The sequence below is a fragment of the Lysinibacillus sp. CNPSo 3705 genome (assembly GCF_028674935.1).
Classification (GTDB): Bacteria; Bacillota; Bacilli; order Bacillales_A; family Planococcaceae; genus Lysinibacillus.
Genome location: NZ_JAQZSD010000051.1, coordinates 26963 through 41193, shown reverse-complemented (window position 1 = coordinate 41193; position 14231 = coordinate 26963). Strand labels below are relative to the sequence as shown.

Sequence of the window (14231 nt, the reverse complement as noted above, 5' to 3'; positions counted from 1 at the left end):
ATGAGACTAAAGCAAACTATTACACAAATCGGCGTCGCAGAATATGACGTGCAGATCGAAATGGCAGACGGAAGCATTTATGCTGAAACTTTTACTCAGAGCAATGCAGTTTATCCGGCATTTAAGACGCTCATTCGCGTACTGCAACCTTTTAAGGACGTAGCTTTACGTGTTGAAACGAACAGTAAGCCACTTGCAGACGAATACAATGCAACTCAGCAGAATCCGAACGCAGCTTTACTGAACCACTTGAAAATGGTAATTGCGCGACAAAATCTCGATGTCACAATCGAGTGCGTAGCGTAAATATAAACACTTGAAATGAAATGGAGCAGATATGAAATGACATTAGAATACCTTCAATTAGTCGCAAAACTAGCTTACATCGAAACAAAACTTGCACTTGCAGTGGAAGTAGGTGAGCGCAATGTGTAAAGAGCTTACTTGTCGTATTTGTAGCGAGACAAAAGCAATTGAGCTATTCCGACGTGATGCGAAGAGCAAAACTGGACACCAGAACATTTGTCGAAGTTGCCGTAGTAAGCATCGCGAGAGAAATGGCGAGACTCATAGAGTACGTGCTCGACATTATGCAGCTAGGGCGGGGGATACAATACCACTCGTTTCCTGGGAGTATATTGCCGAATTAGCCACGCAAGATTGTGTATATTGCGGTATATCGCTCAAAGACGAGGGTGTTGTTGCGACGTGTGATCATGTTTACCCGCTGAAAGACGGCAATGCGTATGGAGGAGCAAATATTCCTTCAAATGTTCTTCCGGCATGTAAAAAATGTAATGGCAAAAAGAACGGAATTTTTGCGATAGAAGCATTCGATAAATATCTCGAGCAGTTCAAACCGGAACTATTACGACCGTTCGTTCAGCGTTTTATCGGCGGTCTTATTGGTCGGAAACTGACCGACATTGAAGTTGAGCAGATGATAGGTCACCTACGCGACGAGGCTGCAGAGGTCCGACGTAATGAGGCGAAACAAAAGGCGGTGCAATCCGCTGTCTAATAACCGAGATTTCGAAGCCTGGCGCATACCGGGCTTTTTTATTTTATACGTAGGTGCGGGACATAACGAGGCTATTCGGCGCTTGAAACAACGAAAAGGTTATAAAGTCATGGCCACGTACACAGATCACACAGGAAAGTTACATGCGGTGCAATTCAAGATTCCTGACAATTTACATAGGGGTCTTAAAAATGTACTAAAACGGCTCGAAAACGGCGATTATGAGCCTTCCTAATAAATAAGTCGAGTAAATATTTTTAAGCGCTAATATCGAAAGAATTGCTTAAATTTATTACCCTAGATGGTCAAACGGAAAGGAGTGACTCTAATGCGCTTTGCTTTACTATCACTTGTCAATTTGCGAGAGGTTTCGTTCATTTCACTATTAATCTATCAAACAGATGAGCGCGGTATATCTAATGTAATTGGCGAAATCTCAAAGCCTTACGAGGATGTAACTAGCTTGCTAGACGATTTATATACGTATGAAATAAACGAGCTGCAGACGGATAGCCAGGAATTGTATCGAGACTTAATGAGCGCTCAGTTCCTGGTGATTTATCGCAGAGAAGTCGAAGGGACACGCGAGCAGATAACTCGTAACGAGGAAATGCTAGTCGATTTATTCGAGTTGGACAAGCAAGACGAAACTGTTATTCCGACGTGGCGATTATGGTGTATAGACAAGTTAGAAAAAATTATTCAAATACTAAAAACAAAGGGGATTAAATCGGATGGCAATTAAAGAACACGAGTTTACATTATTACAAGATTACAGAAATGAAGGTGCTGAAAGAGCAGCAAAACTAGCGCAGTATCAAGCAGACTTAACTAGTGCTCGCTCGCGTTTAAGTGAGTTGCAGACACAGTATGAGTATACGTTTACGGAGAGTGTTAAGCGCGGTACGGATGCAACTGCTCAACTCGTTAAAATTGACGATGACATTGCACTACAAAAAGAGGTTGTCACACGCCGGGAACGTGATGCTCGTTTAGCGCACGCAGCATTACCGGAAGGGACTATTTCATCCGTCGACTTAGTAGACGAATATCAAAACGTGTTCGTGCCTAAGGTTCGTGCAGAGTATGAACCGATTGTACACGCAAAATTAAAAATGGCGCGAGATTTGTTAATTAGCTGTATCATTGACCACCGCAATGGTGAAGATGCTTACGGATATTTACGTGAGGAAATGGTGGGAATTTCTAAAGCTAATCGTTACGAAGGTAAAACTAGTGCGGTTATGGTGATAGAACACCCGACAAGCTCGGCGAAAGTTATGCGGAGTCTAGGAGTTACAAATGGGGTGCATGAAGTAATCAACCAGGTTGGTTTATTCACTAACGGGCATAAGCCAAACGATTTCGAATATATCGCAGAAGTAACAACAAAAACAAAAGGAGCGAAATAATTATGAGTAAATATGACGAGCAATTAGAAGCATTGATGGCACAACAAGCGAAGGGTAAAGGCACTAATTTCCGCGTTTTAGAATCTGGATTAAAGCAGAAATTGAAAGACGGTACAATTCGACAACAGGACGTAGCAATCGCATTACAAGTCGCAAGTGAAATTGGTTCGTTAAGTTCGCGTGTTTTATATGCAAACATTAAACGAGCCGCACGACAAGAGCACGAAACGGAACAAACTGAATAACGCAATATTAACGCAAGAGGCATGACGTTTTAATCGACGTTGTGCCTTTTTCTATCCATAAAAACGCAAGGAGGATACGGAAATGCAAATAAATCAACGCAGACAGGAAGTAACACAAATACTAGGCGATAACGAAGTAATATTCGCTGCAGCTAAGTTTATCGTTGAAGTAGAACGACTGCACGGTAATATTTCGAAAATAAAAGTTAAGCAAGCTGAGCAATTACGTTTGCCACTCTTAACTATCGCGGTGAGTGACCGTGTACAAGCTAATCACGCTCGAAAGCGATTAGAGGCATTAAATGCTGCAATCGAATATGCAAATGGAGATGTGAGCGCACGCAAACGATATATCGCAGCAAGTCAACAAGCTGATCGTTTAGCGGAAATAGTGGCAAAGAGAGTTGATCGCATCCAATGGCCATAAATTTAACAGCCGTATTTAAGATGCGTGACCAGGGTTCGGCGCAAATGCGTAAACTTACGCGGATGATGGATACTATGAACCAATCAAGTCGTATTGTTAGCGAAGGTGTATCGAAAACGAAAAAATCAGTTAGTCAGCTTGGTTCTACTGCGACATCAGCTTCGAGTAAACTAGGCGGGTTCGCTACGCAAGTTAGCCGATTACATGTAAGTTCTAACGGTTTAAGTGCGTCATTAAAGGGGGCTCAAAGCACACTTGTTGGACTAGCCGGTGCATATCTAACGGCACAAGGCGCAGCTAAAGCATTCGACGCGACAATTGGCAATGCAGCACGCTATGAACAATCTGAAGTCGCAGTAAAAGCGATTTTTAATGACGACAAAAAGTCCAATGCGTACATGAAGATGGTTGATAAAATGGCTATTGATAGTCCATTACTTAACTCTACCGATATGCTAGCGTCATCCAAATCGTTAGTAGCGATGACTAAAAACGTTGATGACTTAGGTAAAGCCTGGTCGATTATTGAACGTCTTATGGTACTTGACCCGACCCAAGGAACTGACGGAGCAGCTTTTGCCTTGAAGGAAATGTGGCAAGGCGATAGTTTATCGATGGTCGAACGTTTCGGACTAAATAAAGGTGAGCTAAATCGTGTTAAAAAGTTAGCAATCCCGCAACAAATATCGGAGATTAATAAGATGCTAGACGGCATGGGAATTACCCAAAAAACGGTATCCTCAATGGGAGAGACGACCCTCGGATATTGGGCGCAAATAAACGAACGAGTCGGAAAGTTCATGCGGCAAGTCGGGAAGATGGGGAACTCGAAACTAGGTGCAACCTTAGGGCAAATCGTTAAAGCGTTCGATAACATGGATTTAGACGGAATGGCAGCAAAATTAGACAAGATATTAGCAAGTCTTGTAGACAAAGCTATTGCATTCGGAAAATTCGTATGGGAATGGAGGAAGCCAATCGCTTATATTGCCGGAGCAATTACTGCAGCATTAGGCGCCTTTGCAATAATCGGAACAATCTCAGTTCTTGCGAATCCAATTTCGCTAATTGCCGCAGCAATATCTGCGGTGGCCGTCGGATTCAAAGCTCTTTACGACAATAGCGAATCATTCCGTGGTGCCATCAACGGTATTATCGGCAAAGTAAAGGAACTGTGGTCCGCATTTAAAACCGGAGGTACGAGCGGATTAATAGATGCGCTATTTCCGCCAGGCATCGCAGATAAAGTAAATGGAATTGTGGATGGAATTAAATCGAAAGTCTCCGAATTAATGACGGCGTTTAAAGAAGGTGGGTTTGGCGGAGTATTCGATAAGCTCTTTGGAGACGGAACGTTTGAATCGCTCAAAACTAAATTCGGAGAAGTCCGCGAATATATCGCCGAAAAAATAACGGAACTTAGTCCGACATTTGACCGTTTGAAAGAGATCTTCTCTACGGTATGGTCCACGATAGTAGACGTGTTAACAAACGCTTGGTCGATTATTGAGCCGTTCTTAAGCGGTTTCTGGAACATGCTGCAGATTCTCGGAGATATTGCGATGATAGTATTTAACAACGTTATTATGCCGGCCATTTCGTTTTTAGCTCAGCTATTCTCGACGTTATGGTCTGTTGCGCAACCAATACTAGAAGGACTCGGTATAGGGTTTGAATTAGTATCAACTATACTTAAACGTCTTTGGGATAACGTCCTTACACCGTTTATTGATTTCATATTAACCGGCGTCAAAAATGCGTTTGATGTGTTTACTGGCGTTCTGCAAATAGTACAAGGCGCATTCGACTCGCTAGGCGGTGCTATATCGACAGCTTACGGATACGTAAAAGACTTTATCGGATTTTTAGGCTCCGTTAAATTACCGGATTGGTTAACTAATGGTGTTAATGCAGGCGTAAGTTTCGTCGGTAATATGTTCGGCGGGGACAAAGGCGGTAAGAAATCGCATTATAGCGGACTAGACTCCGTACCATATGACGGATATTCAGCGCGTCTCCATAAAGGCGAACGCGTTTTAACTGCGCGTGAAAACAGGGAGTATTCGGAAGGTAAAGGTGGAAACGGTTCTGGCGGAGGAATTGTCGTAACAGGAAACTCGTTCACCGTCCGCGAAGAAGCTGACATCGAAAAGATTGCGTATCAACTATCGAAATTAATCGAAAGGCAGGCGACACAAGTTGGCTAAAAATCGTATCGAGTTTTGGTTGAAAGATCGGCATAACGTCTAAACAAACGGTAGGCATCGGCTTTTATAGCGGTGCTTGCCGTCTTTTTTTGTGCCTAATCGCGTAAGAACTCCGATACTAAATGATAGCAATCGGGCATAACGCAAAATCGACGCATTATATAGAAGAAACTCGAAATTAACATTGCCGAATATGTCCGCTTTTAACGCATTCTCGACGATTATCACCGTTTGACAATCGGCATAATCCGTCATTAACTTGACCTTCCGAAATTGACGACATTATATAGAAGAAAGCCGAAAAGACAACTTTAGTAGAGTTTAGTTCTGACGCATAATTGACGGGTAGAGGCATCGAATGGACGCGCACCTGAAACGCTTAGCGAGAGGTTTACATTACCTTACATAATTCGAAGGTTTCGCCGGTACATATAATAGAAGAAAGCCGTAATCATTACTATTCATGTAAAGTGAGATAACGTAATGTTAACGCAGATTACAGGGGGCAGACGACCGGATTGGACGGGGCGGTCTGAAACTCAAGGGGTTCAAAATTAACGCTGTTTTGACGCAGAATAATAAACATCATAATCGAAGCTATCGAATGTATGCTTTTTAATAAAAGGATACATATAAAACGTTGATAAATAGCCGTTTAATAATTGCGTATCAAACGAATGTATGCTATTTTAGATGTAACGATAAAAAGGATACATTCAAAAGGGGCGTAATTATGGCTAATCATAACGAGAAAAAAGGCATGTTAATCGATGTGCAGCCGTTAAAATCGAAAGAAGAAATAAGCGAGATGTTAGAAGCTTTAGGCATGTCGAAGGAATATGGCCTTCGCAATCAACTGCTATTCAAGCTCGGCATATCTACCGGCTTACGTTGCGGAGACTTAGTTGCGCTTAGAGTCGAACAAGTAAAGGGTAAGTCATCGTTTAAGATTCGGGAAGGTAAGACGAAGAAGGAACGCACTGTCCACCTCGATCAGCTAATGGTAGCTATCGCAGACTATATCGATACATTGCCGCCTGGAACAACGTACTTATTCCCATCACGCAAAGGCGACGCACATATTAGCACAACACAAGCTTATCGTATTATTATTGATGCTGGCGATAAAATCGGCAATCATTCCGTTGGTTCTCATACAATGCGTAAGACTTTCGGATACACTTATTACAACGCTACTAACGACATAGCAACGCTAATGGAAATCTTTAATCATAGTTCGCAAAAGACAACGCTTCGTTACATCGGAATGACTGACGAACGAATTAAACAAAGTATTAAAAACGTTTCATTCTTTTAATAAACGCGATCAACAGCGATTCAATTCGTTTGTTGGTCGTTCTTTTTTTTTGCGTCGAAAGCGCGTAACCCCCAAAGGCCTCGATTCTGACTGGCGTCATCTGGCCCTCAGACCTTGCACACAACTTTTCAACGTTTTGGCGTATACCTTGATATTAATAACGAGGTGATTTCTAATGAGATTTGCTAAACATAAATAAATGAATTTCTTTAATTGATAGAAATTGTTTAAGGTATAATAAACATAAAAAAGGGTGATTAAATTGCGCAAAACTGGTTATGAGAAAAAAATAGTAGCATTTATAGATATATTAGGTTTCAAAAATATTGTTGAAAATACAGATAAAGCTTTTTCTATTATTGAAATAGTAAGTGAGATTAAAAAGTCAAAAAAAGAATTCATAAAAGAAATGTCCGCAAAAGAGATAGAGGTCACTTGGTTTTCTGATTGCATTGTAGTATCAGCTCCACTAGATATTTACTATGTTGATTTTATCTTAGATATTATTCAACAAATGCAATGTGAACTAATAAAAAATAAAGTACTTATTCGTGGTGGTATTGAAATAGGAGATTGTTTCCACAAGGGTGAAAAGCTATTTGGTCCTGCAATGAATGAGGCTTATAGACTTGAAAGTAAAATAGCTACTGTCCCAAGAATTGTATTATCAAAGGAATTAATCAAATATATAAAAGAATCTCAACGGATAGAGGAAAAACATCAAGAAGATAATTTTACTTATAACTTAGAAGTATGTAATGAAAATGAATTGGCGAATATTACGGAATATTACATAAGTGAAGTAACAATTGCTTCACAAATATTTGAACGTTTGATTATAAAAGATGATGATGGATATTATTTTATTAATTATTTAGATGAAATTATCTATACGTGCATCCATACTGCTAGTTATGAAAAAGAAATAATTAAAAGTCATGATGGAACTATAGTGGATACTTCTTATCAAGCTTTTAAGGAGATTTGTGAAAGTTGGTATATTGATATCATAGAACCTATACAAAATTTTATTAAAGAGAATCTAAAAGGAAATGATATGAATGTATTGTTAAAGTATGTCTGGGTGAAAGATTATTATAATAGATGTTTAGAAAGTTATAAATCAGATCTAAGTGATGAATTTGAAAGCGATTTTTATTGGAAATTGTTTGTATAATGATTTAATAGAATGGTAATACTTCTGACGTAAAACTGACGTATGATACCTACTAACTTCCAAGATAAGTAGACGAGCATCGACGAGGATTAGATATATATATGCTGAAATACACAAGATGAATTGACGTAAAATTGACGCTTAGTCTTAGAGCCGTAAGGGTTTGCTTGATTTTACCACTAGAATTTTATTTACTGGTGATGTAGGCTGATTGTAGCGCTAATAAATTTTACATCGATGTAAAAATCGGAGAGAAAATGAATACTAAAGCTATGTATGAAAAAACTGGGGTTAGTGAGCGTACAATTCAAAACCATATGAAAGAAGTTCGTTACTTTATTCGGGGTTTTGCAATGAATCGCCGTGGGAACAATTATTTTACGCCGTTAGAGGCAGAAGCGTATTATATTATGATTAGAATTATTGAGGAAACTAATAACGTTAAATTTGGAATTCGAGCCTTGATTGAATACATGGAAAGGCTTCGAGTTTTGGCCCGTATTAATTCAATCGTAAATAATGATCCATTTTAAGTTTACTTACTAAATAATGTAGTGTAATATTATCGGTAAATATAAACCGTTAAAAACTACGAAGGCTATCGTCAGAATGACCGCTAAACTTACGTAGTATGATCGTTAAATATAATAAGTAAATCCCGCCGCCAAGCTTACCGTGGCAATTATGAATCGATTTCGTCGATGTTTGGATACACGGTACATCATTTAAAATCCATTTGGATACACGGTACATCATTTAAAATCCAAGCCGACAAATAGTGAATTCATCGCCATGATTGCAGACAAGATTCGCATTGATATGATGGCGAGTTAAGGTTAGAGCTACAAGGGATTACAGGACTTATAGTTGATATATTATAGATTTATTTACCGATAAATCACTTTTTGAACCTATAAATAACTAAATATATGCGGGTAAATGTTAACGCACATTCATTTATTGAGTTTACGAAAATTCAAATAATGGAGGTGTGTTTTTTTTTTTGCGTAAAAAATTCTTGTCAAAAACACTAAGAATGGACATGAATTTTTGTGCTTGCTAGAGCGTTGTGGCGAGCGTTGACCAAATCTAATGAGAATATTTTAATTGTGAGCTATAAAGGCAATTCAGCGAAAGCACTCTTTGAAAAGTTAATGCAAATGAATGATGCTGTCCCAAGAAAGAAATTCCCTAATGTGTTTTTACTGCATTTGATTCAGAGGGGCAATAGTTTCTACCGATGAAAACATTTGATGAACGAGGAAAGAAGAAGTTGCAAATAGGCTTTATCACTTCTGGAAAACAAAGGCAATTATGATTTCAGATATGAAGGTGAGCTAGGGCTTGTGAATATCGAGTGTAAGACTACCTTTCAGCAAATGTAGATGTTCGTTGAAGCAAATGGTCGCTTAGGTAATAAGCGTGGGAATAGTGAATTGCACCATGATGATAGTGTGATTTCAACAGCATTAGCGATTCAAGGTATGAAAACAAATAAATGGTATGTATAGGAGAATCACAATGAAAGCATTTAAAAAGTATCGTGACAGTATGGAATCAATATATAACAGGCATACACCTCATAGAGCTGTACCAAGCGAATCTGAGCAATGGTTGACAAAATAGGTAGGCTTCGAGATTGAATCTCTTAAAAGGCGTTTGGGAGAGTGTGAGAAGGAGCTTGCTTTTTCTCTCAAAGCAATGCGCATTATAGGGATTCCTTTTGTTCCTGTTGAAGTTATTGAACAGCAAATAGAATCGTTATTGAATGAGATTGAACATAAGAGGAAGCAATTGGCTCTGTCAAAACAATATCTATTTTAATATAGCAGAAAAATATTACAGACATTTCCACCCCCAATAAAAGTATGATTGAGGTTGAGCTGATAGAGTTAAAGGTTCAGTCAGAAGATGTATTGCGTCCACTTTTAGATGGTAAATAACGAAACCCTTATTTGAGTTTCTTCTATATATTGATTACCAATTTTTACACACATATAAAAAAATATGAAATATTATTCTGTAATTATGTATATTATGGTAATATATAGTTCTATAATAAAATTCAGGAGTGGTAGTTTTGGAAGAAAAAGAAATAGTTCAGAAGTCACTAGAGGAAAGATTCAATGAACAGAATAAGAATAAACAATCAAAAGCACAATATACGCTTTTTAGTGTTATAGGTTTTATTGGCGCTATTGTATCAATTAGCATGGGCTTTTATAAATTGTGTATTTATGAAAACAATGATAGTTTTAGAAGCTCTAGTAAAAATGTCTACGTTGGCGGTGATGCCTATAACTACATTATCAATGGTACATATGCAACGAGTTATTTTGTGTTAGCGGTAGTATGTATGGTATTTGCTTGTTCAATGTTAATCTTAAAGAGTATTAATCAGAATAAATAGGAGTTTAACTTTAATGAAGAAAATTACTGTAGGTTTTTTATTAGTGACTACAGCTATTTTTATTAGCGCCTGTGGAAATAAAAGCAATGCACCTGAAAATGTACGTGAGGATGTATGGAATAATGGAATACAATTTGCTATCTTTATGAAAGATACGATTAATGAAGAAAAAAATATCGAAGGATTCCATGAAGCTTTCGAAGATTACTTTACAACTTATAAAGAAGATGCAACAGAAGAAGAAAAAAAATATTAGATGCTTTGAAAGCTACACAGCTTATTTATGGTGTGACTAAGGCGATTCAAAGTGGAAGTGGTTTTGCCACTGATGAAGGATTTAATGAAATGTATAAACATGTAGAAGAAGCGATAGGGGTTTCAAATTTAGAATATAAGAATTATGATAAAGAAGGAATGGAAAAGACGCTTTCAAAATACGAATAGATATTTAATTAAGAACATTAAAAAGGTAGGGCAATTGCTCTGCCTTTTTGTTTTGGAGAATTTTATCTTAAGAGTAGTAATTAATTTGGTAGGTGTAGTGGTATTAAAATTTATATAGAAGATAGTATATAATGATGAAACTCTTTAACTAACAATAAATAAATGAAACTTTAGTTAAATAAAGTGTTCGAAAACCTAGATATATCAACATTTCAATTTTTAATTTATATTATCCCTTAAGACAAATAGTGAATTCATCGCCATGATTGCAGACAAGATTCGCATCGACATGATGGCGAGTTAAGGTTAGAGCTACAAGGGATTATAGGACTTATTTAGAGAGAATTCATTGGATTTATACCGACTAATTACTGAGATCATATAACTTAATGTTAATTAATTGAATTAAACTATGAAACACATTCATTTATGGGGAATTCTAATTCATGGAAGTGTTTTTTTGGGGTTCTATATTATTTTGGGGGGTATTCATACAATTACACGCATAAAAAAAGCACAGATTCACTGATTTATATATACTTGAATTGTCGAGAAACAAGAATAGGAAGGTGAACTGTGGTAAATGAATTTTAACATGAATATCCCACGATAAAAAAGAATGTAGAGATTACAAAAAGTGACGAAACGGAATGCATATGGCTTTCGACGCTGCGATCACTTTTTAAATTTGAAGTATAAAGAAATCGGAGTTCATCTGGGTTAGTGTGCTAAAAGATGACACCCCGACATTTGACTTAGAACCAATTTAATTTGCGAAGAGGAGCGATAATTTATGGATTATTTTTTAGAAATAGTAAAGGAATTTGATATACCTACAATTACAAATGAAACTTTATTGACTAATGGAAAAACAGCTTCAACCTTTTTATTGCATACAAAAACTTCGGAAAAATATATTTTGAAATCCGTTGAAACGAAAGAGCAGGCTTACTTTGAATATAAACTTATACAACATATTAGAACAAAAAATAAAAACATTGTGAGTGAGATTTTAACTTCAAAGTTTGATAAGCCATTTACTCAAATAAATAAGAATTTATTTCAAATACAAATTTACGTACCTTCAGTAAACGAAAAAGCTCCTTTGCAAAAGGTTTTAAATACTTATCAGATGTTACAAGAATATTTAAGGGATTTTCATTATGAATCAGCGCGTCATAATCGTTTTGCATTAGATAGGTTATGGATAGATACAAAAGAACTTTTATATGAAAACTTCCCCCAAATTTATGATGAACTATGCCCATCAATTGAAAAATTAATGGTTTTAGATCATAATCAGACGAATTGGATTCATGGAGATTTAGGCGCGTGGAATATTTTGTTAACTGCTAAACGAAATGTTTGCTTCATCGATTTTAGTGAGGCGCGGAAAGGACCTAGATATTTTGATTTAGTAGCAATTTTCGCGTCATATTTACCTCGGAATTTAGAGGAATTTGATACATACACTCAAGTATTTTTAGCAGAATATGAAGTTTCGATTAATTTGAATGAGTTCTACCAAACGTTAGAACTTTGGTATGTTAAAGGGATTTTAAGTTTATTGAAAGTCGGTACTCAATCAACTAAAGAGCGCATCCTTTATTTTTATGAAATTATTAAATATATAAGAAGCATATAGGAGTTCTGTTTTTTGTCCAATGATAAAAATATTAGTAATTCATTCCTACTGTCGTAAAAGCTGGAGTTTTATCAACTCTACAATGCTGGTTCGAAATGGTGGCTAGAATTCGACAGTTTACGGAAACATAAACGACTTCGTTGGCTATCTTGCTAGTGTTAGGCCACCAGACTGGCTAACGAACGGAATCCGCTCAACTGTCTCTTTCGTTGGTGGGCTATTGTCTGGCGGAGGTAAAGGCGGTAAGAAATCGCATTACAGTGAATTAGATTCTGTGCCATATAACGGTTACTCAGCGCGTCTCCACAAGCAAATATTATAATTTTAAGTGTTTTTTATTATTAGTTTGCTTTGGGATAGGATTTTCTGAAGCATAATAAAAAAAGCCCTTTTCGAATCTGAAACCAATGACTTCTTCATTTTCTCCAGTCTTATAGTCTTCGATAACAGTGAAAGGAATAGCTGTGATTCCTTTATTGCGTTCGGTTTGGCGGAGATTGACCGGTAAATCAAATTTAAGTAACGTAGCGAAAATTTTAACGCCTTTTTTTAGACAGTGTGCGCAGACTGTTTAAGATGGCGTATTTTTAATGTCTAAAAATCAAAAATTGAATGTATATATTGGATGGTTCTGTAAAAATCTAAATGTGCTTACTTTTTTAATCCGCCTAACCTGACGTTTTATGCTAATACGCAGTTAAAGGTTAACTGCAGCAGACATTGAATTTATGGAAAATTAATCTCATATTTTAAATGAAGAATAAACATTTGGAGGAGGAATTTAGATGGGGTTATTTGATGGGATAATAGGTAATGCGAGTGAAGTAAATCTAGAAAAATTACGGGAAGAAGTTAAAGATTTATTAACACCTCATGAAACAATTAAACATGCCTATAAAATTATAAGAGACACTTTTATTTTTACGGATAAAAGACTTATTTTAATCGATAAACAAGGAGTAACTGGGAAGAAAACGCAATATCATTCAATTCCATATAAGAGTATTCTTCATTTTTCAGTCGAAACTGCGGGAACGTTTGATTTAGATGCAGAGTTGAAAATTTGGGTTTCAGGTAGTGAATTACCGATTCAGAAAAACTTTAATAAATCAACTAACATCTATAAAATTCAAAGTGTGTTAGCGGAATATGTATTAGGAAAGTAATAAATATAACTTCTTTCAGCAGAAGTCATATCCAAATACCTGTACCTGACGCTACCAAAACACTTGCTGAAAGAAGTTAAAGCTTGTGGCGGTTGTCACGGAATCGGAAAGGAGTTCTTGGTGAAGCAAAGATGCCAGACGCAATTATGCCGAAACTTGTCAACATACTGTAGGTCGTCTATCTTTGCTTGAACGTATATAATTATATTGGGTGATAACATATGAAAAGTGTAAACTTACAGCTTGACGAAAATAACTCGTTAGAAATAACGCAGATAGAAGAAAATTTATTTGAGATGCGACTTGGAATGAATGGAAGCATTAGTGTGCACTATATGACACGTGAACAGCTTCTGAATTTCGATCTTCTTGGCGCTCCTATTCGCATTGAGGCTATTTTAGAGAATGATTCGTAACTATATTTCAAACCTATATGAGTAGTTGATAAATGGTTTTCAAGACATTTTCATTTAGTATTGTAGGCCTAATGTAGGTTTATGAAAATTTAGACAGATACATTAGTATTATTTCAATTTATTAAAGATTTTGTGAATTCCTAGAATATTAACGGTGGATTTATTCAATTCGTGAAAGAGATTTTTAAAATTTGAGTAAAAAAATACCTTTTTATAGTATAAAACGACTAAATGTGATATTGAAAATAAAAGTATATATAAATATATTGCTTACAAAGTATGGGTAAAATCTTTCTTGGTAGTGACAATTGTCTCTAAACAAATGTAATTAGATTGTATATAC

17 protein-coding genes and 1 pseudogene are annotated in these 14231 nt (G+C 36.6%); all 18 read left to right on the top strand.

What is annotated here, in order from left to right; all coding sequences use genetic code 11:
* The 18 genes and pseudogenes from PVA17_RS18510 (at position 1) to PVA17_RS18425 (ending at position 13888) form a co-directional block, all read left to right on the top strand.
* On the top strand, positions 1-306 hold the full coding sequence (locus tag PVA17_RS18510) for a hypothetical protein (protein WP_274068535.1): 306 nt from the start codon (positions 1-3) through the stop codon (positions 304-306).
* Positions 307-427: 121 nt separating this feature from the next.
* The gene (locus tag PVA17_RS18505) at positions 428-1021 is read left to right on the top strand and encodes an HNH endonuclease (protein WP_274068534.1); all 594 of its coding nucleotides are present in this window, start codon (positions 428-430) and stop codon (positions 1019-1021) included.
* Positions 1022-1349: 328 nt separating this feature from the next.
* The gene (locus tag PVA17_RS18500) at positions 1350-1766 is read left to right on the top strand and encodes a hypothetical protein (protein WP_274068533.1); all 417 of its coding nucleotides are present in this window, start codon (positions 1350-1352) and stop codon (positions 1764-1766) included.
* Positions 1756-2433 carry a hypothetical protein gene (locus PVA17_RS18495; protein ID WP_274068532.1) on the top strand — a complete coding sequence of 226 codons (678 nt, stop codon included), beginning with the start codon at positions 1756-1758 and terminating at the stop codon, positions 2431-2433. Before PVA17_RS18500 ends, PVA17_RS18495 begins: the two co-directional genes overlap by 11 nt.
* Before the next feature lie 2 nt (positions 2434-2435).
* Positions 2436-2678 carry a hypothetical protein gene (locus PVA17_RS18490; RefSeq protein ID WP_274068531.1) on the top strand — a complete coding sequence of 81 codons (243 nt, stop codon included), beginning with the start codon at positions 2436-2438 and terminating at the stop codon, positions 2676-2678.
* 82 nt (positions 2679-2760) lie between these two features.
* Positions 2761-3105 (top strand): hypothetical protein, encoded by a 345-nt coding sequence (locus tag PVA17_RS18485; RefSeq protein ID WP_274068530.1) that lies wholly within the window; start codon positions 2761-2763, stop codon positions 3103-3105.
* Positions 3106-3149: 44 nt separating this feature from the next.
* Positions 3150-5312 (top strand): phage tail protein, encoded by a 2163-nt coding sequence (locus tag PVA17_RS18480; protein ID WP_274068529.1) that lies wholly within the window; start codon positions 3150-3152, stop codon positions 5310-5312.
* A gap of 733 nt (positions 5313-6045) precedes the next feature.
* Entirely contained in the window at positions 6046-6630 is a 585-nt protein-coding gene (locus PVA17_RS18475; RefSeq protein ID WP_274068528.1) for a tyrosine-type recombinase/integrase, read from the top strand.
* Between the two features lie 262 nt (positions 6631-6892).
* Positions 6893-7807, top strand: coding sequence for an adenylate/guanylate cyclase domain-containing protein (locus tag PVA17_RS18470; RefSeq protein ID WP_249105136.1), 915 nt, complete (start codon positions 6893-6895; stop codon positions 7805-7807).
* Between the two features lie 257 nt (positions 7808-8064).
* Complete coding sequence (locus tag PVA17_RS18465; RefSeq protein ID WP_274068527.1) at positions 8065-8340, top strand: hypothetical protein; 276 nt, start codon at positions 8065-8067, stop codon at positions 8338-8340.
* A 141-nt stretch (positions 8341-8481) separates the two neighbouring features.
* Positions 8482-8641: pseudogene (locus tag PVA17_RS25570) on the top strand (sporulation initiation factor Spo0A C-terminal domain-containing protein); the annotation flags it as partial.
* A gap of 551 nt (positions 8642-9192) precedes the next feature.
* Positions 9193-9318 (top strand): hypothetical protein, encoded by a 126-nt coding sequence (locus tag PVA17_RS18455; protein WP_274068526.1) that lies wholly within the window; start codon positions 9193-9195, stop codon positions 9316-9318.
* Between the two features lie 569 nt (positions 9319-9887).
* Positions 9888-10217 carry a hypothetical protein gene (locus PVA17_RS18450; protein WP_274068525.1) on the top strand — a complete coding sequence of 110 codons (330 nt, stop codon included), beginning with the start codon at positions 9888-9890 and terminating at the stop codon, positions 10215-10217.
* 13 nt (positions 10218-10230) lie between these two features.
* Positions 10231-10473, top strand: a complete 243-nt coding sequence (locus PVA17_RS18445; RefSeq protein WP_274068524.1) for a hypothetical protein — start codon at positions 10231-10233, stop codon at positions 10471-10473.
* A 5-nt stretch (positions 10474-10478) separates the two neighbouring features.
* On the top strand, positions 10479-10661 hold the full coding sequence (locus tag PVA17_RS18440; RefSeq protein ID WP_274068523.1) for a hypothetical protein: 183 nt from the start codon (positions 10479-10481) through the stop codon (positions 10659-10661).
* Positions 10662-11454: 793 nt separating this feature from the next.
* Complete coding sequence (locus tag PVA17_RS18435) at positions 11455-12306, top strand: aminoglycoside phosphotransferase family protein (RefSeq protein ID WP_274068522.1); 852 nt, start codon at positions 11455-11457, stop codon at positions 12304-12306.
* 785 nt (positions 12307-13091) lie between these two features.
* Positions 13092-13472: a PH domain-containing protein gene (locus tag PVA17_RS18430; RefSeq protein WP_132356642.1), complete on the top strand. Its 381-nt coding sequence runs from the start codon at positions 13092-13094 to the stop codon at positions 13470-13472.
* Between the two features lie 221 nt (positions 13473-13693).
* The gene (locus PVA17_RS18425) at positions 13694-13888 is read left to right on the top strand and encodes a hypothetical protein (protein ID WP_274068521.1); all 195 of its coding nucleotides are present in this window, start codon (positions 13694-13696) and stop codon (positions 13886-13888) included.
* Positions 13889-14231 lie beyond the last annotated feature (343 nt).